This window comes from Desulfosporosinus sp. (assembly GCF_014237355.1).
Taxonomy (GTDB): domain Bacteria; phylum Bacillota; class Desulfitobacteriia; order Desulfitobacteriales; family Desulfitobacteriaceae; genus Desulfosporosinus.
This window is the reverse complement of record NZ_JABZFS010000081.1, coordinates 22,114-40,216: the sequence shown is the minus strand read 5'-3', so window position 1 is coordinate 40,216 and position 18,103 is coordinate 22,114. Positions and strand designations below refer to the sequence as shown.

Sequence of the window (18,103 nt, the reverse complement as noted above, 5' to 3'; positions counted from 1 at the left end):
GGAATTATGGTGGGGAAAAGAGTAAATGTAACGGGAATTGCGGTTCTCGTTTTCTTTCTCTTATTAGGTGTACTAATAACGATGCGGTTTACCGGACTGGGAAGTAATTTCCCTAACCCGATTGGCGGAGTCATGCAACGTGTTTTAAGCCCGTTAGAACAACCGATTCTTCAAATGGGGAATGCAATCAGGAATAATACACGGGCCTTTTGGGACTTCACAGAAGTAGCGCGCCAAAATGAAGAACTCCTTAAAAAGGTAGACCAGCTTACCGGAGATAATCTAAAGCTTAAATCAGAAATCTTGGCGGGAATGCGTTACAACGTTCTTGATCAGGGACAATTTCGCAGTCCAACCCTTGAAAAGTATGAAAAAGTTGGAGCGAGCGTCGTTAATCGTAATCCAACCACTTGGTATCGGACCTTAACATTAAATCGTGGGAGCCAGGATGGAGTTTCTGTGAATGACCCAGTCATCGGCGACTTAGGGATCGTAGGAAAAATAGTCTCCGTTACACCGACCACCTCTGAAGTCTTGTTAATCCTGGACGGGGAAGGGCAAGTAAGTGCGTTGGTTCGCGGCAGTACAGGTACTGGTATCTTTGGCATCGTACAAGGGAACTATAAACGAGGTTCCCGTTTGGCCGCTGAAGGGAATTTACAGATGCTGTTTCGCCGAGAGGATGGCATCAATGTTGGCGACCTTGTCATGACCTCAGGTCTTGGCGGAGTCTACCCCAAAGATATACCAATCGGGCAAGTGAAGGAAATTCAGTTGGATCCTTCAGGCTTGCTTAAAACCGCTTTCATTCAACCACTCGTAGACTTTGATTCACTAGAAGAAGCATATATCGTTAAAATCGTGGGGGGAAAATAATGCGTTATTTTTTGATCGCGGTTATGTTTCTCTTAAGCCTCATTTTGCCGGGAACACTCTTTCACTTTTGGTCCTGGTCTGGAATCAAACCAGATTTACTCATGCTGCTAACCATCTATATAGCCATGCATCACAAACTCCCTTCAGGACTACTCTGGGGACTGGGCGCAGGCTTATTAGAAGATTTTTATCTGGGACGATACATCGGCATGTACACACTCACACTTGCCGTTGTTGCTTTATTAAGCTATTGGTTGGCAGAACGTTGGTATCGAGAAAATTTTCTTATAACCACCTTAATAGTTCTCATCGTTACCGCAGTAGGGCAAATGCTAGTTGCCTTCTTAAGCCTAGGCGCGGGCCTTCAATGGTCCCTAGCTGATATAGGCCGCCTGGTAATTGGAGTCTCCCTATACAATGCAATCCTAGTCCCCCTAACCTATCCCTGGATCCACCAATCCTTCGTCCGCGGCTGGCTGAGGTATAGACCGAGATATGAACGTTAGGAGGAAGTATCTTAGCCCAGTCGCACACGTTCCATCTGCTATTCGCTTGCCGATCAGACTAAACCGCAAAACCTCTGGGCTTTTCTGCATGTGAACCGTTGCGGTTCTTTACGTCAGATCGCCTGCGCTCACTTACGCGATTCCACTAAAGTGCTCCTTAAGCTAAGAAACTTCCTCTGGCTTGGGGGCCGACGGGGGTTTGGAACGACGGGAGCCTAGAACGACGGGACTTAAAACGGGTGTCTCCGGGGCTGTTTGCGTCTTTGACGCAAAAGCGTTAATACAGTGGGGACGGACGGTTCTTATATTTGCACGCTTTGCAGGTTATTTGGCAAAAGAACCGTCCCTACCGTCCCCTCGCTTCCTGGCTTTTGACAACGGGGGGGGGAGCTTTTGCTTCAAGCTAATGAATCGAGCTCCGTTCCTCCCTGAATAATGCAAGCAAAAACCTTCCTAACTTGCATCACGCACCTTTGCGTCCATAGACGCAAACAGCTCCCCATACATCGACCATTACCTGGTTCCCCATCGTCCCCCAAACCCCAGAGGGGGCGCGATCACACGGCGGGAGGCCTATGCGGGAGTCGTAGCCAAACTCGGCTTTAATCCGCTTGCATCCAGCAGGGCGGGAAACAGGACGTTTCCCGCCGGCCATGCGGCACGGACGCCGCTTTGGCCGGGAACCCTGCCCACATTCATAACGGATTAAAGCCCTAGTTTGGCACGACGAGCGCATGGCCGACCAAGTGTGATCGCGCCCCCTCCCCAGACAAGGACCCAAGACCCATCCCAACAAGGAGGCTAACCGAATGGACGAAAGAGAACGAAAACCCTACACCTATCGACTCTGGGGCCTAACCACCGTCGTGGTTCTTGTTTTCCTGATCCTGGGCTTTAACCTCTGGCGTTTACAGATCGCCCAAGGTTCCTACTATTCAGCCTTGGCTCAAGGAAACGTCGTGAAGCTTGTCAAAGTTCCTCCCACCCGTGGAGATATCGTAGACAGAAACGGCAAACTTCTTGTAACTAGTGTCCCGGAGTTCGTACTCCACTTAGACTGGATGGATCTCCAACAATCAAAAGGCAGTGAGTGGAAAGATGTTGTACTACGACTAGCAGAGTACGTCAAACCCTACTGGCCTAATGCTAATCAAACCGTCGATTCTATTGGCGAAGATATCTTCGCCAATATCCAGAACCATCAATGGGAACGTTATCGTCCAGTAATTATCCTGGATGAGATCCCCCCCAGTCTTCAAGCGGTCATAGCCGAACACCAAGAGGAACTTCCTGGAGTAAGTGTTGATGCTATTCCTGTTCGTTCCTATCCTGAAAAAACCCTCATCGGCCAGCTCCTAGGGTATGTCCGGGAAATTTCTGATGCGGAAATTACTCAGTTGAATAAAAACCCGGATGCTCAGGAGGCGGGTTTTGAGTACGCCCAAGGGGATCTGGTCGGTAAAATGGGAGTAGAAAAATCCTATGACTTTTGGTTAAGGGGCAAAGAAGGGATTCAACAGGTTGAAGTCGATAACAACGCCCGTCCCGTTTCCAAACAGATCGTCCAACCAGCAGAAGCAGGAAAGACCGTTCAATTAACGATTGACGCTAACTTGCAAAAGACCGTCGATGATACCCTTGATCAAGTTATCCTGGATATTCAAAAGAAAAACCCCGATGCTCATGCCGGAGCCGCTGTTGTGATGGATGTTAACACCGGTAAGATCCTAGCCATGACCTCTCGGCCGGCCATGGATCCCAATGACCTGATCGGCATTATCTCTGAGGAAATGGCGGATAAATATTGGCCGCAAGATCCTAAACGCGCTTCGGAAGCAGCCTCCCTTAACCGGGCCTTAACGGGTGTGTATCCTCCAGGGTCAGTCTTTAAAATGGTGACAGCAATGGCAGCCTTACAACTAGGAGTCACCAACCCCTATGAACAGATCGATGATAGGCTATCCTCCTTAGGAAATCTTGCCTCTCAACAACAAGGCATCGCAGAGTGGGGTTACAATTACTTCGGTCATGTCAACCTTTATCGAGCCTTAGCTAAATCCTCCAATATCTATTTTGAAATCATGGGACGTCGCGTGTTTGAATCCAATCCGGAGATGATTGGTCAGATTGCCCGGGAATTTGGTTTAGGTGTGGAAAGCGGGATTGATTTACCCGGAGAAGCTAAAGGAATTGCACCCTCTGCAGAATGGAAGAAAAACTATTTTGGTCCGACCTATGAAAAGTCTCGTGACAAGAAACTAGAAGAAATTGAGAAAACTTATGCTCCCAAACTCGAGCAGGCTCCAGACGCCAAAGCTAAAGAGAAACTTCAAGCCCAGAAAGAGGCTGAGATTAAGCAGGTCGGCGTTTGGTATAGGCAAATGGTCAGTGAATACGTAGACTGGAAGGTCTACGACAGTTACAACAATTCCATCGGACAAGGCTATAATGCCTACACTCCCTTGCAGTTAGCAAACTATGTCGCAACAATGGTAAACGGGGGAAAACATTATCGTCCCTATGTGGTGGATAAGCTCCTCGATCCAATTACTGGAGATACAGTTAAAAAATATGAGCCCAAGGTTCTTAATACCGTCTCAGTTTCTCCTGAGGTTCTAGACTATGTCAAACAGGGTATGCGAACCGTAACCACCGGAGAAGGAACAGCCAACTGGCTCTTCTCTGATGTACCGGAATTCTCTGGAGGAGGTAAGACTGGAACCGCTCAGATCGGCTCTAAAGATACCAGTTCAGGGGAAATATACAACGGGGTCTTTGTTGCCTTTGCTCCCTATGATCATCCTCAGATTGCTTTCGCCGGGGTTGTTGAATTTGGAGGACACGGAGGAGAAACAGCAGGTTTGGTCGCCAAGGCGGCTTTTAAGGAGTATTTTGGTTGGAAGAGCACGAATGAAGGCTGAAAAACGAGGAAATTTGTCCTCGTTTTTTTCATTTGGATAAAGGGAATTTGGACAGGCTTGTAGAATTTAAAGAGGAGCATTTATAGATAGCTTAGTTAGCGTTAAGTTTTGTGAAGACGCTGCTTAGTTGCACTTATGCCACCCGAAAAATATACTTTTGACTGGAAGAATTACGACAAGCAATGGGGGATTGTGCAGGTTGACACGGACAGACCATGTGGCTCTTAAAGGCACCCGCGATGGATTGGTGCTATACCTTGATCCAGAAGCGGACTTTGAAGTGCTGATTGATGAACTCGATAACCTAATTAAAAACTCTGACCAATTTCTCCAAGGAGCAAGCGTCCGGTGCTATGCTGGGAAACGAGAATTCTCTGAGGAAGAACACGCTAGTTTGACAACAGCCCTGGCTCAAAAGCGGTTGGAACTTGCGGGATGGTTAACCACGGAAGAAGTTTACCTACCTAATAAGGCTAAGTCTTATGAAACTTCGGAAAGAGATCCGCGCCTTTGGGAGGAAGGGATGGTGGAAGGACACTGTCTCTTCATAGAACGTACGCTTCGTTCGGGAAAAAGTGTACAATTCGAGGGGCATGTTGTGGTGCTAGGTGACGTAAACCCGGGTGCAGAAATTATAGCGACCGGCAATATTGTCGTTCTAGGCTCCCTGAGAGGTGTTGCCCATGCTGGAGCGACAGGTGATCGGAAGGCCACAGTCAGCGCCTATCATTTGGCACCTACCCAATTGCGAATTGCAGATCTAGTGACTAGGGCACCGGATGATGGAACCGATGGACGTGGTCCGGAAATTGCCAGGATCAAAGATGACCAATTGATGGTAGAAGCAGCCGTTATGAATGGCTGGCGCGGCAAGGCCCGTTAACGCGTTGTTCGATGTTCGTAGTTCGAGGTTCGAACTTTGAATTCGATTCTGCGAATCGAAGAACGGAATTAATCTTTAAGGCTTAAAATCTTCTGCGAACTTTGTTCGCTTTGATTCGAACATCGACATCGAACCTCGAAAATCGATAAAGGAAAGGCAGGTCTAACTATGGGTGAGGTAATCGTAGTAACTTCTGGAAAAGGGGGCGTAGGCAAGACAACGACATCCGCTAACATTGGCACAGGATTGGCCAGCAATGGCCACAAAGTCGTTCTTGTCGATACAGATATTGGTTTGCGTAACCTTGATGTCGTTTTGGGATTGGAAAACCGTATCGTTTACGACCTAGTAGATGTAACGAGTGGAAATTGCCGCTTAAAACAAGCCCTTATCAAAGATAAACGCTTCACAAATCTTTTCTTGCTTCCTGCTGCACAAACCAAGGATAAAACAGCCGTTAATCCGGACCAGATGAGAGCCTTAGCAGAGGAGCTGAAAGCGGAATTTGATTATGCTATTATCGACTGCCCGGCAGGTATCGAGCAAGGGTTCCGCAATGCGATTGCCGGTGCAGACCGAGCAGTAGTGGTTTGCACACCCGAAGTAAGTGCAGTGCGCGACGCAGACCGTATCATTGGTCTTTTAGAGGCTTCAGAACTAAGAAATCCAAAATTAATCATTAACCGTCTTCGTCCGGAAATGGTCAAACGTGGAGACATGATGGACATCTCCGACATTTTAGATATTTTGGCCATTGAGCTCATTGGTGTAGTACCGGAAGACGAGAGTATCGTCGTTTCTACAAACCGTGGTGAACCCGCAGTAATGGATCAAGGCTCAAAAGCTGGAGAGGCTTACCGAAGAATTACGAAGAGAATTCAAGGGGAAGATGTCCCCCTGATGAACCTTGAAGTACCTAAAGGAATCATGGATAAACTCAAGAGACTGATTGGTATGCGTTGACCGTCGGTACTGAGAGGAGGAATTGTCCTTGTTAGAATTTATTAACCGAATGCTTGGCAGGGAAAGTGCCTCGAGCAAGACGGTGGCAAAAGAACGTCTAAGGCTCGTCTTAGTGCATGACCGTGCCAGCATTTCGCCAGCCATGCTCAACCAATTAAGAGAAGATTTAGTCAAAGTGATCTCTAACTATATGGAGATCGACGAAACCGCACTCGAATGTAATCTCTGTCAAGATGATCGTGAAGTCGCTTTAGTAGCCAACATTCCCGTCGTAAAAATGAAACGGGATTATGCAGCCAAGGGATAATTTATGTTAAAAAAAGTTCGCCGGGAGTAAGCCTCCTGGCGAACTTTTTTGAGGTTCTTCGATTCGTAGAATCGAATTCACACTCAAATCTCGAACCTCGAACTTCGAACCTCGAGTAGGATGTGTTATAATGATCAAGCGAGTATTCAGCAAACTAACCTAAGGGGAAATTAATCACGTGGATAAACGAGCGTTAAGAAACCTGGACTTATTATTTCTTCTATTTACATTTTTGTTATTAGCAGCCAGTCTCGTGATCCTGAGTACAGCTTCAATTAATGTCATGAAATCAAATCCTTTGCACTATGTTCAGACACAAACTGTGTGGATTTTGACAGGGACAGTTATTGCAGTGGTTATAGCAGCAATCGATTATCGAAAATGGCGGCATTTCCGATGGTGGATTTATGCCTTCAATCTGATACTGCTCCTAATCGTCATCTTTTTTGGGGATACAGCGAAAGGTGCAACCCGTTGGATTTACTTTACCCCAAGCATCGGAATTCAACCCTCAGAGTTTGCCAAGATTTTCATCATCCTTACCTTCGCGGATTTTTTAGCGAGGCGTAAAGGAAAACTAAATAATTTCAAGGATTTCATTTCGCCGTTTTTGTTTGTCATAGCACCTATGCTTCTCATCTTTAAGCAGCCAGACTTAGGGACGACCTTAGTTTTTGTGGCCATCTTTATCGGGATGATGTTTGTCGCAGGAGCTAACCCCTATAAATTCGGAGGTCTGTTATTGGGAGGAGCTGCCGTAGTAGGGATCGCCCTATGGCTCCACTTCGCTGATAATTTACCTGGGTGGTTGCAATGGGCACAAGGAATCCCGCTTCCTTTGCAAGAATACCAGTTAAATCGCTTAATCATCTTCATGGATCCAGCCTCAGATCGAACAGGAGATGGATGGCATATCCTTCAATCTCTTTGGGCTATCGGGTCGGGTGGTTTATGGGGAAAAGGATATCGCATGGGAACCCAAGGGCAATTAAATTTCCTGCCGGAGCACCACACTGATTTTGTTTTTTCCGTAGTTGGAGAAGAGTTCGGGTTCATCGGAACCATTACCTTACTATTTCTCTTTTTGATCTTTCTTTTGCGCAGTATTAACATTGCCTTGCGAGCGGAGGATACCTACGGTATGTTGATAGGAACAGGGATCGTCTCAATGTTTACCTTTCATATTTTGGTCAACGTTGGCATGACCTCTGGGATTATGCCAGTCACCGGGATCCCCCTCCCCCTAATTAGTGCCGGGGGCAGTGCCATGTGGTCTAACATGGCCTCCATCGGACTCCTGTTAAGCATCAATTTAAGACACCGGAGGCGAATGTTCTGATCGTAGTTCGATGTTCGTGGTTCGAACTTGAAGCGAACAAGCTTACTAAATATTTATAGCCTTTGGCTGATCCTAAGCCTAAGCCCTAATTCTAAGTTCAAATTTCCTTTACTCGATTCGTAGAATCGAAATCAAAGATAGAACTCGAATATTATATCGGACGTAAAATAGAACTGCAGCGCAGTTCTATTTTTTTTGCTTACGCGTAGACTATTTAAGAGATGTACGAGCCATTATCGTGGTTCGTGGTTCGATGTTCTAGTTCGAACTTTGAAGCGAACAGAGTTCGCACTATATTTAAAGTCTTCAGACGTATTCTAAGTATAAAATTTAAGTGCGTTCTTCGATTCGTAGAATCGAATTCACAATCGAACTACGAATATCGAATATCGAACCACGAATAGGGGGTTGAATAGATGAATTCTTTTGAACGTTGGGATGATTGGGAATGGGAACGGGCGATCCAAGAAGTTGGTAAAGAACAGGGTCGAGGTAAATCCATTCCACGTAATAACCAATACGGGAGGCATCGAGTTCCAGTGAAGAGAGGGGTGGGAAACTTCTTTAACCACTGGAACGGAACACAGAAGCGAACCATTTTATCTGCGCTGCTATTTCTAATGGTATTTTTCAGCGCTAATAACTCCGACCGAGTTTCCCTAGCTGTTCATTCTATCTATCGGGGTGCCATGGATTCCGGAAATTATTACACAGCCCTCAATAATATGGCCAAAGAGGCTCTCTCCCTAGGGGGTATATCCAATGAGAGTGTCCCAGTTGATCTTAAGATGAAAGGGAAGTTCTTACCTCCTATTTCTGGACCAGTCATGGCCGGCTTTGGAGATGTGGGAAGTGACGATTCAGTTCACCAAGGACTGGATGTGGGGAGTGCTTTAGGAATTCCAGTAGTTACACCGGCCAGTGGAGTCGTAACCTTGGTGGGGGAAGATCCTCAGCTAGGTAAACTAGTAAAAATCGATTTCGGAGATGGCTGGACCACTGTGCTTGGCAATCTCGGCGAAATCACGGTTCAGAAGGGTCAGCGAATTGAAAAGGGACAAACTGTCGGAACCATCGGGCTTTCCGCACCTCTCAAAAAACCCTGGCTGCATTTTGAGTTAAGAAAAAATAACCAACCCGTCAATCCAATCCCTTATCTTATTCCACCGAAGGGAGTGTAAATTGTGTGGGGGTCAGACCCCCACACAATTTACACACAATTCCAGGGAATTATCTTTCTAGGGGGAATGCATGAAAATGGAGCTTTTGAAACTATTCGGGGTGAGCATCCGAATCCATCCTTCATTTCTCGTCGTTTTGTTCCTCTATGGAGTCCTGGGTTTAGCGGCCCAGGCTCTTCTGGTCTTTGCCTTGGTGCTTGGCCACGAATTAGCCCATCTTTTAGTGGCAAAAGCCTATGGCTTTAAAGTCGAAGGGCTTGAACTGTTTCCTTTTGGCGGTGCTGCCTACTGTGATGGCCTCTTCGAAGGAAGGAAACTCGAGGAGAGCATTATGGCCTTGGCTGGTCCAGCGTTCAACGTTTTCTTGCTTTTTGGTGCTCAGGCCCTGCGCTGGAACGGGATGTGGACGGGCGAATTCGCAGATGACTTTGTTAGGTATAACCTTTGGCTGGCCGCCTTTAACTTGATTCCCGTATTGCCTTTAGATGGGGGACGGGTTCTGCGGGCCCTCTGCGCGGAAGGCTTTGGCTTCGTAAAAACCACAAAGTTTTTAGCTGGGGCGGGCAAATTACTGGGTGTTATCTTTGCCCTCTATGGGATTGTTTTAGGGGTTAGTGGAAAATTCACCGACGGACCACTTTTCTTTCTTATATTAGGAGGATTCTTTTGGTTTGCTGGCACCAAAGAAATATCCTCAGCACATATTACCTTTCTTAGACACTTAACTCGCAAAAAAGAGGAGCTGATGGAACGTGGATTAATGCGCAGCATCTGGCTGACGGTTCAGAAGAATACTCCCCTGGTACGAATTGTTGAAGAATTCACGCCAGACCGCTACGCCATGGTAACTCTTACAAATGACAAAATGGGAATGGAGAAAATTTACACAGAAACGGACATCGTCGAAGGAATGCTAAGAGAAGGGATACGTTTTCCAGTCGGTAAACTCTAACGTGTCACGTGTCAGGGGGACCGTCCCCTGACACGCCCGATGTTTCGAGGAATACCTCTGCAATTTTTGGGAATTTAACTTATATATGATATAATTTAAGTTCACAATATAGATAACAAGGGAGGCCTCGTAGACACCATGAGTAATAATACCGCGGCGGAGATACGCCGGCAGGTCGAACGCTTTTTGCCTAAAGTCTTGAAACCTAGCCGATATATCGGATCAGAATGGAATGTCATAAAGAAAGATTGGGATAAAACCGATGTCCAGATGGTCTTTGCTTTTCCCGACGTGTATGAAGTGGGAATGTCCCATTTAGGGACCCGTATCCTCTACCACCTGGTTAATTCCTTCCCGGAATTTATCTGTGAAAGGGTATTTGCTCCTTGGGTGGATATGGAAAAGGAAATGCGTGATAGGAATATCCCGCTTTATGCTCTTGAATCCTTTCAACCACTCAAAGCCTTTGATGTAGTTGGCTTCACTCTTCAGTATGAAATGAGTTTTACCAATCTCCTCAACATGCTGGATTTAGCGGGAATTCCAATGCGAGCAGAAGAAAGGGGACCCGAGGATCCTTGGATTATTGCCGGAGGCCCCTGCGCCTATAACCCAGAACCACTGGTTGGTTTTATTGACTTCTTCCTGATTGGAGAAAGTGAAGAACAGTTGCCCGAAGTACTTCGCCTAGTGGCTGAGCAAAAGAAAAACCCCGTTTCTCGGCCAGACTTTTTAAAGAAAGTCGCCCAAGTCCAAGGGGTTTACGTTCCCGAGTTCTACCAAGTAACCTATAAAGAGGACGGTCGAATTGAGACGATTGAGGCTGAAGCAGGGGTTCCAACCATGGTGGAAAAAGCTGTTGTTGCAGATCTGGATCAAGCCTTTTTTCCCACCAATCCGGTGGTTCCTTACCTAGAAATCGTGCATGATCGAATGATGCTGGAGGTTATGCGCGGCTGTTCACGAGGCTGCCGTTTTTGCCAAGCAGGCATGATTTATCGCCCGGTTCGGGAACGGTCTCCAGAAACCCTTCTTAAGCAAACAGAGGAATTGGTGCGAGCGACGGGCTATGATCAAATCGCACTTACCTCCCTGTCCAGCGGAGATTACACCTGTATCCAGCCCGTGATCCACAACATCTTGGATAAACATGGGGCAGAAGGGGTTGGAGTATCCCTCCCCTCACTACGAGTAGACTCCTTTGATGTTGATTTAGCCGAGACTGTACAGAAGGCACGTAAATCCGGCTTAACCTTTGCTCCGGAAGCAGGTACACAGCGTTTGCGTAACGTGATCAACAAAGGAGTTGATGAGGAAAATCTCCTCAAAGCTGCAGAGGCGGCCTTCAAAAAAGGCTGGTCCACCATCAAGCTTTACTTTATGGTTGGCTTACCAACAGAGACTCAGGAGGACATCGACGGAATTGTTGATTTGGCCAAGAAAGTGGCTAATCTGGGAACCAAGCTGGGACGCCGAAATATTACTGTGACGATCTCGACAAGTGTTTTTGTTCCGAAAAGCCATACTCCCTTTCAGTGGGAACCTCAGGAAGCAGGCTCTTCTGTAGAACTAAAGCAAAGATATTTAAGAGAGAAATTGAGAGATCGCCGTTTAAAATATAACTATCACGATGTGACAACAAGTTATCTAGAAGCCGTCTTTGCCAAAGGGGACCGCAAGCTGGCTCCACTTCTAGAATGGGCGGTCAAACACGGATGTCGTTTTGATGGATGGTCTGAGCAATTCAAATATGATGTTTGGATGGAAGGATTCAAAGAACTGGGAATCGACCCTCGTTTTTACGCCAACCGAGCCATAGATTATGATGACATCTTACCCTGGGAGCACATAGGGAGCGGCGTCTCGAAACGGTTCTTGGTTGAAGAACACCATCGAGCCCTACAAGAAGCAAAGACGATTGACTGTCGATATGAGGATTGTACCGGGTGCGGAGTTTGCCCGGGCAGAGGGGTTCAGATTGAGTTGAAAGGGTGAGTGCCATGCGGCTAAGAATCGCCTATACAAAAATTGAAGATGCAAGGTATATCGCACACCTTGACCTTACACGGGTATTTGAACGTGCGATCCGACGGGCTGGAATCCATATGAGTTATTCAGAGGGTTTTAATCCCCGTCCGAAAATCTCCTTTGGCTTTGCCTTAGCGGTTGGAACGGAAGGAGAGCGGGAATACGTAGATGTCGACCTCCAACAAGAGATGGATTTGGGAGAGGTTCTAGCACGAGTTCAGGAACAATTACCTCCGGGAATCCGGCTCTTACAAGGGCGTGCCTTAGATCAAGGTGCTAAATCCTTGATGGCAGTCCTTAATGCCGCGAGTTATAAAATTCGTGTGCCCATGGCTCTGCCGATTCAAGCGGAACGACTGCAGGAAGCGGTGAACGCTTGGATGGGACGGGAGCATGTGACCTATTCCCGGTATTCCAAAAGAGGACCGACGGATAAGGATATTCGCCCCTGGATCAAGCTGTTAGAAGCTAAAATCCAAGGGGATGAGGTTATCTTCGACCTAGAAGTTGAGATGGGGAACTCGGGAAGTGTTCGGCCAGAGGAAGTTTTGGCGAGCCTCCGAGAGCTTGAGAATTTGCCCATTGAGTTGGATGAGCTGCAGGTTATTCGGACGGGGGTTCATGTGAGTTATGAGGGCGGGAAAAAGTCGCCGCTTGATGAGCGTTGAAGCGTCCGCGTTTGGGGTCTTAGCGGGAGGAGGGTCACGAGCACACTTGGTCAACCATGCGTTCGTCGTGCCAAACTAGGGCTTGAATCCGATATGGAAGCGGCAGGGCGAAATACACTGTATTTCGGCCAAAGCGACGTCCCTGTCGCATGGCCGGCGGAAAACGTCCTGTTTTCCGCCCTGCATGATGCAAGCGGATTAAAGCCGAGTCTGGCTACGACTCTCGCATAGGTTTCCCGCCGTGTGATCGTGACCCTCGCTCTGGGGGTCAACGGGGATTGGAACGTGTAGGGAAGGGCTTCGAAGATGAGCTGCGCGGCAGGGCTGGGAACGGATGTGGGCTGGGATGCTTAGGTTGGAGCAAGTATCTTGGGGTCATGCTTAAGGCATGCGGCACCTCTGACTCGGTGCGGTTGTGTAAGTGTAAGTGTGGGGACGGTTTGGCTTGCACGCCTAGCTCATGAGAGTGAATTTAAAGCCGAGTTTGGCTGCGACTCTCGCATAGGTTTCCCGCCGTGTGATCGTGACCCTCGCTCTGGGGGTCGACGGGGATTGGAACGTGTAGGGAAGGGCTTCGAAGATGAGCTGCGCGGCAGGGCTGGGAACGGATGTGGGCTGGGATGCTTAGGTTGGAGCAAGCACCTTGGGGACATGCTTTAGGCATGCAGCACCTCTGAATCGGTGCAACTGGAACTAGGGAAGATTCTTAATTCCATGAATGGAATCAGAACCCTCCCTGTGTACAATGCCTATAGAGCTCAGTCTTTATGATCGTTTTCCCTTAAATCTTCCAGGAAATCTGCCATAGAATCAAAGCTCTTAATTTTCCCAGCGTCGATTTCAGCTTGTGCTTCTCCTTCGCCTTCGCCTGCCTGCCATTTCTATGTCCAAAACCATTGCTGGCAAGAAAGGATACCGCAGAATCTGTCTAACTGCACGTTATACATACATATCGCTTCCTTCCGATTCCGAGACACTGTTATTTAAGTTCATTATAATACGTTAGTTCCAGTAGGCAAATGCAAGTTAGGAACTGTTGTTAACTTTAAGTAAAAAATTTCTCCTTTTTTGATTTGCATTTACCTACAAAACTGACCTGAGAGGTGATTCGATTGAAAAGTGAACGTGCGCGTAAGGAAATCGTTCTTCAAACTCAAACTAACCAAACCCAAGGCCAGGGCGCCCAATCCCGATCCCAAACCATACGGGCTGCTGTCTTTGAGCAAGGTGACCTGATGGAAGTGTTCGAGGAAGAGGGCGGGTCCTCCCATATGGTGGGGAATATTTATCGGGGACGAGTTGAGAACGTCCTTCCTGGTATGCAGGCCGCTTTTGTGGATATTGGTTTGGATAAGAACGCCTTTCTGTATGTAGGAGATGCTGTTCCGACTCGCTTAGATGAGGACGAAAAAGTTACTCCAAGTGTTCACGAGCGGATCGAGAATGTCCTAAAGCCTCGCCAAGAGCTTTTAGTTCAAATTACGAAAGAACCCGTAGGGACGAAAGGGGCTCGGATTAGCGTTAACCTTACCCTTCCCGGCCGGTATGTTGTTTTGTTACCCCAGGTTAGTTACATCGCGGTGTCTCGGAAGATTCTAGATAATAATGAACGGACGAGACTGAGAGATCTGGCGGCTGCTTCCAAACCTGAAGGTATGGGAGTCATCGTCCGAACTCTGGCTGAAGGGATTGCTGGGGAGGAGATAGCAGAAGATATTGCCCAACTCGTAGCTTTCTGGCAAGCCTTACTACCGAAAATCCCCCACGTCTCCGTTCCTGGCCTTGTACATAAAGATGCAGATCTTATTAGTCGATTGATCCGTGACTGGATTGATCACGATGTTGAAAAGATCACCGTCGACAACAATGAAGTCGCCAAAACACTACGTAAAGCCTTACAAGAGATTGAGCATCCAGCTGCTAAGCAGATCTATGTTGTCACAGGAGAGGATCTTTTTGCCAATTACGGGGTAGATGATGAAATTCGTAAAACCTTACGGAGCAAGGTCTGGCTAAAAAGCGGAGGCTATTTAGTTATCCAACAGACTGAGGCCTTGATCGTCATCGATGTAAATACCGGAAAATATGTAGGGCAACGTTCCTTAGAGGAAACCGTCGTCCATACGAACCTCGAGGCCGCCCATGAAATTGCCCGCCAATTACGGCTAAGAAATCTCGGTGGAATCATAATTATTGACTTTATCGATATGGCAACGGAAGAAGCACAAAAACAGGTCATTGAGGCACTGGAAACAGCCTGTGCCCGGGATAAAACAAAATCCCAGGTGTTGGGGCTGACTCAGCTCGGACTTGTGGAAATGACTCGGAAGAAAGTAGGTCAGACGTTAGCGGTACGCTACACATCACCCTGCCCGAACTGTGATGGAAGTGGTAGGGTTTAATACCGGGGTCAGACCCCCACACAACGGGAAACAATTCTGACAATATCCAGATCAAGGGCCTTCGTGGGTTAACACGAAGGCCCTTGAATCATTTTTTCTTCGCTAAAGAATTGTGTAAATTGTGTGGGGGTCAGACCCCCACACAATTTACACACAATTCTTTATGCGATATAAGGGCGAATTCGACATTGTTCTTACTAAAAACATGTTATGTTAATAAAAAAGTAGAATAATACAAGTTTTGGTACGTAGCCAAGAGGATGCTGTTGCTGGATTTCAATTTCTTGCTAAATTGGTGGGAAGTTCAGAGGAGGCAATCTAGATGAAAATAGTATTGGTAAGTGAAATTCCTATAGTTCTAGAAGGGCTTCAATGCCTTCTTGAGAAAAATGGGATCGAAGTTGCAGGCCTAGCTTATAACGGAAGGGAAGCAGTAAGTACAGCAAAAGCCTTGAAACCAGACGTAATTTTGATGGATATAAAGATCCGGGAGTTCGGCGGAATCGATGCTTTGAAACAAATTAAGGCTGAAATGCCGAATATTAAGGTGGTCATGTTTAATATAACAGAGGGGGAGGAAGATCCTTTTGAGGCAGTCAAGTATGGTGCCTCAGGATTTCTATTAAAAAATGCCAATACCAAAGTACTAATGAATTTACTATTTGATCTGGAAAAAGGCAAGCCGCCTCTTTCTACATATCTCGCCGCTAAGCTTTCCAGCGAGTGCGAGGGAGGGCACCTTACATACCGACAGTGGGAAGTGTTGGAGATGGTAGCAAAAGGAAAGACCTATAAGGAAGTGGGAGAGACCCTTGGACTAACTGAAAGAACTGTAAAATACCATATGGGAAGAATAATCGATCGAATGCATCTTGAAAATCGTGCTCAAGTAATAGCTTATGCAGCCCAAATAGGATTAATAGAAATTTGAAAGAACTAAAATATTCACTTAATTATCAAATGACTGTACCTTAGTACATTGTTAAAAAGAGGGAACGAACATATAGTATACTCAACAAATATTGTCACTTTGCACACATCAAAGGCTAAGTTTGTTGATGATTGAACTAATTGTCCAAATTCTAGAATAACTTGGCATAGCAGAGGGTGTGATTACATTAAATACCGGAAGTGGATTTCATTAGCTATAGTACTGATCTTTCTTCTTGGGACCCTTGTAAGTCCGTCTTTAGGGCTATTTAATGATTTTAGTTCTCTGAGTGGCTCGCAGCAGGATATGCATAAACAGAGCTCACAAACAAAGGAAGATGCGTCTAATCAGAACCAAACTATGACTCAGATTGACCACGATCATGGCATAGTGCCCATTAGTGATGATTTAATCAAACGAACCGTAGCACCAGTATTAGAGGAAGAACTTCAAAGCGATTCATTGCTTGAAGGTGACGATCCTAACTTATCCTCAGAGAGTTTCACCGAGCTCAGCGAGGAGGAATTGGCCAATACACTGAGTTATGTTGACTCTGGAAGAGGGTTATTTAATCAGGGGAAATATGCCAAGGCCTTGAAGGAGTATAGCCGAGCCATTCAACTTGCGCCTCAGGCTGCTCCCTTATACTTTGAAAGGGGACAGGTATTCCTAAAACTGAACAATGCTGATGAGGCCCTTGAGGATTTCGAGCAGGCTATCCGGTTAGATCCCCAGATGATAGATTCTTACCTCTTAAGGGGTAAATTAAAAAACTTTCTTGGCAAACCAGAGGAGGCTATTGGTGATTTTAACAGAGTGTTAAGTAATCAGCCGAAAAACATTTCTGCCCTCTTGGAAAGAGGTATTGCTTATTCTCTGCTTAGAAAATGGCCCCAAGTGGTGTCGGAATCCACAACTATAATGGCAATTGATGGGGAAAATATCCAGGCTCGAAGATTACGAGCCCTTGCTTATCAAAATATTGGGGAAGAGGATAAAGCCTTAGCAGACTGGGTTGAAGTCGAAAGGATTGCAGGACAATCCATGGAGATTCAGGCTAACCTCGGAAATATTTATTTTAGTAAAGGGGAGTTGGAAAATGCCGTTTCACAATGGTCCCAAGCCCTAGAACTAGACAATACTCAGGCCTTCCTTTACGTCAATCGGGGTATAGCCCGCAGTCGCTTAGGTGAACTTGACGCTGCAATTGACGACTTTAAGCAAGCCATCGGCCTAAACCCCGCCGAATACTCAATTTATAATAGTCTTGGCTATGTGTATTATTTAAAAAAGGAAAATCAGCAAGCCATTGAAAACTACACTAAGGCTCTGGAGCTTAATTCCCAAGATCCCAAAGTATATTTTAATCGCGGTAACGCCTATCGGGATATAAATAAATTCCAGGAAGCCCTAGCAGATATGAATGAGGCGATTCGTATGGTCCCAGCTTACACGGAAGCTTACACCAACCGCGGCAGCATTTATCTTTCTCTAAGAGATTATACGTCCGCTCAATCAGATTTTACCGAAGCCGTTAGACATAACCCCGATAATTCCATTGCTTATTACAACCGAGCTCTTGCTTATCTGCAAACAGAGGATTATCAGTTGTCCGAGCAAGATTTAAATTTTCTAATCCAGAGTAATTCAGAGATGTCGGTAGACTCTTTTCAGCATAGAGGTTTGGTTTATTTTCAGACTGGTAAATATAAACAGGCTATTGAGGATTGGCAGACGTATTTACGTCATGTCCCGGAGGATGACGAAGTTTCTTATAAGATCGGACTGGCACAATACAAATTAGAAGCTTACGATCAGGCCATTCAAGCCTTTAATCAGGCTATTTCCTTAAACCCCCAGCACGGTCTCGCCTATTACCAGCGAGGTAACGTTTACTCCCTGCAGAAAAAATATCAAGAGGCTGTTCGAGATTACACCAGCGCAATAGACTATCAAGTTAGCTTAGAAATTTCCTACTTTAATCGTGGAATCGCCTATTTGAACCTCAAAAAAGCTAAAGACGCCACTCGCGATTTTAAAAAGGTCTTGGACATATCAACAAATGATAAGCTCATTGAGGAATCTAAAAAGGTACTAAAGCTTCTTAGTTCCCAATAGACTTATTAGGGTATAAAAGCGTAACAAC

At 46.3% G+C, this 18,103-nt stretch carries 18 protein-coding genes; 16 read left to right on the top strand and 2 right to left on the bottom strand.

The features are described from left to right. Nucleotides 1–6 precede the first annotated feature (6 nt). The 3 genes from mreC (at nucleotide 7) to HGJ98_RS20500 (ending at nucleotide 1,818) form a co-directional block, all read left to right on the top strand. A complete protein-coding gene (gene mreC, locus HGJ98_RS20510) occupies nucleotides 7–876 on the top strand; it encodes a rod shape-determining protein MreC (RefSeq protein ID WP_291353567.1) in 870 nt (289 codons plus the stop codon). Then, nucleotides 876–1,382, top strand: a complete 507-nt coding sequence (gene mreD / locus HGJ98_RS20505; RefSeq protein ID WP_291353566.1) for a rod shape-determining protein MreD — start codon at nucleotides 876–878, stop codon at nucleotides 1,380–1,382. Before mreC ends, mreD begins: the two co-directional genes overlap by 1 nt. A 199-nt stretch (nucleotides 1,383–1,581) precedes the next feature. Then, the gene (locus HGJ98_RS20500) at nucleotides 1,582–1,818 is read left to right on the top strand and encodes a hypothetical protein (protein WP_291353565.1); all 237 of its coding nucleotides are present in this window, start codon (nucleotides 1,582–1,584) and stop codon (nucleotides 1,816–1,818) included. Nucleotides 1,819–1,845: 27 nt separating this feature from the next. Here HGJ98_RS20500 and HGJ98_RS20495 read toward each other — a convergent pair whose 3' ends face one another. Beyond that, nucleotides 1,846–2,118: a hypothetical protein gene (locus HGJ98_RS20495; protein WP_291353564.1), complete on the bottom strand. Its 273-nt coding sequence runs from the start codon at nucleotides 2,116–2,118 to the stop codon at nucleotides 1,846–1,848. A 73-nt stretch (nucleotides 2,119–2,191) separates the two neighbouring features. On the opposite strand from HGJ98_RS20495, the gene mrdA reads away from it, so the two are divergent. The 9 genes from mrdA (at nucleotide 2,192) to HGJ98_RS20450 (ending at nucleotide 12,624) form a co-directional block, all read left to right on the top strand. After that, on the top strand, nucleotides 2,192–4,303 hold the full coding sequence (gene mrdA / locus HGJ98_RS20490) for a penicillin-binding protein 2 (protein ID WP_291353563.1): 2,112 nt from the start codon (nucleotides 2,192–2,194) through the stop codon (nucleotides 4,301–4,303). Between the two features lie 199 nt (nucleotides 4,304–4,502). Then, nucleotides 4,503–5,186: a septum site-determining protein MinC gene (minC, locus tag HGJ98_RS20485; protein WP_291353562.1), complete on the top strand. Its 684-nt coding sequence runs from the start codon at nucleotides 4,503–4,505 to the stop codon at nucleotides 5,184–5,186. 168 nt (nucleotides 5,187–5,354) lie between these two features. Then, nucleotides 5,355–6,149: a septum site-determining protein MinD gene (gene minD, locus HGJ98_RS20480; protein ID WP_291353561.1), complete on the top strand. Its 795-nt coding sequence runs from the start codon at nucleotides 5,355–5,357 to the stop codon at nucleotides 6,147–6,149. A 28-nt stretch (nucleotides 6,150–6,177) separates the two neighbouring features. Then, entirely contained in the window at nucleotides 6,178–6,456 is a 279-nt protein-coding gene (minE, locus tag HGJ98_RS20475) for a cell division topological specificity factor MinE (protein ID WP_291353560.1), read from the top strand. Between the two features lie 178 nt (nucleotides 6,457–6,634). Then, nucleotides 6,635–7,795, top strand: coding sequence for a rod shape-determining protein RodA (gene rodA, locus HGJ98_RS20470; RefSeq protein WP_291353559.1), 1,161 nt, complete (start codon nucleotides 6,635–6,637; stop codon nucleotides 7,793–7,795). 416 nt (nucleotides 7,796–8,211) lie between these two features. Next, nucleotides 8,212–8,976, top strand: coding sequence for a murein hydrolase activator EnvC (locus HGJ98_RS20465; RefSeq protein ID WP_291353558.1), 765 nt, complete (start codon nucleotides 8,212–8,214; stop codon nucleotides 8,974–8,976). 76 nt (nucleotides 8,977–9,052) lie between these two features. Continuing rightward, nucleotides 9,053–9,928 carry a M50 family metallopeptidase gene (locus tag HGJ98_RS20460; protein ID WP_291353591.1) on the top strand — a complete coding sequence of 292 codons (876 nt, stop codon included), beginning with the start codon at nucleotides 9,053–9,055 and terminating at the stop codon, nucleotides 9,926–9,928. A 138-nt stretch (nucleotides 9,929–10,066) separates the two neighbouring features. After that, on the top strand, nucleotides 10,067–11,923 hold the full coding sequence (locus tag HGJ98_RS20455) for a TIGR03960 family B12-binding radical SAM protein (protein WP_291353557.1): 1,857 nt from the start codon (nucleotides 10,067–10,069) through the stop codon (nucleotides 11,921–11,923). Then, complete coding sequence (locus HGJ98_RS20450) at nucleotides 11,920–12,624, top strand: TIGR03936 family radical SAM-associated protein (protein ID WP_291353556.1); 705 nt, start codon at nucleotides 11,920–11,922, stop codon at nucleotides 12,622–12,624. The genes HGJ98_RS20455 and HGJ98_RS20450 overlap by 4 nt, the downstream gene beginning before the upstream one ends. Before the next feature lie 34 nt (nucleotides 12,625–12,658). Here HGJ98_RS20450 and HGJ98_RS20445 read toward each other — a convergent pair whose 3' ends face one another. Further along, the gene (locus HGJ98_RS20445) at nucleotides 12,659–12,817 is read right to left on the bottom strand and encodes a hypothetical protein (protein ID WP_291353555.1); all 159 of its coding nucleotides are present in this window, start codon (nucleotides 12,815–12,817) and stop codon (nucleotides 12,659–12,661) included. A gap of 176 nt (nucleotides 12,818–12,993) precedes the next feature. Here HGJ98_RS20445 and HGJ98_RS20440 point away from each other — a divergent pair, with 176 nt between their 5' ends. The 4 genes from HGJ98_RS20440 (at nucleotide 12,994) to HGJ98_RS20425 (ending at nucleotide 18,075) form a co-directional block, all read left to right on the top strand. Beyond that, nucleotides 12,994–13,284, top strand: coding sequence for a hypothetical protein (locus tag HGJ98_RS20440; RefSeq protein ID WP_291353554.1), 291 nt, complete (start codon nucleotides 12,994–12,996; stop codon nucleotides 13,282–13,284). Nucleotides 13,285–13,763: 479 nt separating this feature from the next. Then, entirely contained in the window at nucleotides 13,764–15,026 is a 1,263-nt protein-coding gene (locus tag HGJ98_RS20435; protein WP_291353590.1) for an Rne/Rng family ribonuclease, read from the top strand. Between the two features lie 322 nt (nucleotides 15,027–15,348). After that, nucleotides 15,349–15,957, top strand: a complete 609-nt coding sequence (locus HGJ98_RS20430) for a response regulator transcription factor (RefSeq protein ID WP_291353553.1) — start codon at nucleotides 15,349–15,351, stop codon at nucleotides 15,955–15,957. 360 nt (nucleotides 15,958–16,317) lie between these two features. Then, nucleotides 16,318–18,075: a tetratricopeptide repeat protein gene (locus HGJ98_RS20425; RefSeq protein WP_291353552.1), complete on the top strand. Its 1,758-nt coding sequence runs from the start codon at nucleotides 16,318–16,320 to the stop codon at nucleotides 18,073–18,075. Nucleotides 18,076–18,103: the final 28 nt, after the last annotated feature.

Bases quoted from the DNA above. Each gene is read 5' to 3' on its own strand.
- mreC (WP_291353567.1), top strand. From the start codon at position 7: ATGGTGGGGAAAAGAGTAAATGTAACGGGAATTGCGGTTCTCGTTTTC.
- mreD (WP_291353566.1), top strand. From the start codon at position 876: ATGCGTTATTTTTTGATCGCGGTTATGTTTCTCTTAAGCCTCATTTTG.
- HGJ98_RS20495 (WP_291353564.1), bottom strand. From the start codon at position 2,118: ATGCGCTCGTCGTGCCAAACTAGGGCTTTAATCCGTTATGAATGTGGG.
- mrdA (WP_291353563.1), top strand. From the start codon at position 2,192: ATGGACGAAAGAGAACGAAAACCCTACACCTATCGACTCTGGGGCCTA.
- minD (WP_291353561.1), top strand. From the start codon at position 5,355: ATGGGTGAGGTAATCGTAGTAACTTCTGGAAAAGGGGGCGTAGGCAAG.
- HGJ98_RS20465 (WP_291353558.1), top strand. From the start codon at position 8,212: ATGAATTCTTTTGAACGTTGGGATGATTGGGAATGGGAACGGGCGATC.
- HGJ98_RS20460 (WP_291353591.1), top strand. From the start codon at position 9,053: ATGGAGCTTTTGAAACTATTCGGGGTGAGCATCCGAATCCATCCTTCA.
- HGJ98_RS20455 (WP_291353557.1), top strand. From the start codon at position 10,067: ATGAGTAATAATACCGCGGCGGAGATACGCCGGCAGGTCGAACGCTTT.
- HGJ98_RS20430 (WP_291353553.1), top strand. From the start codon at position 15,349: ATGAAAATAGTATTGGTAAGTGAAATTCCTATAGTTCTAGAAGGGCTT.
- HGJ98_RS20425 (WP_291353552.1), top strand. From the start codon at position 16,318: ATGACTCAGATTGACCACGATCATGGCATAGTGCCCATTAGTGATGAT.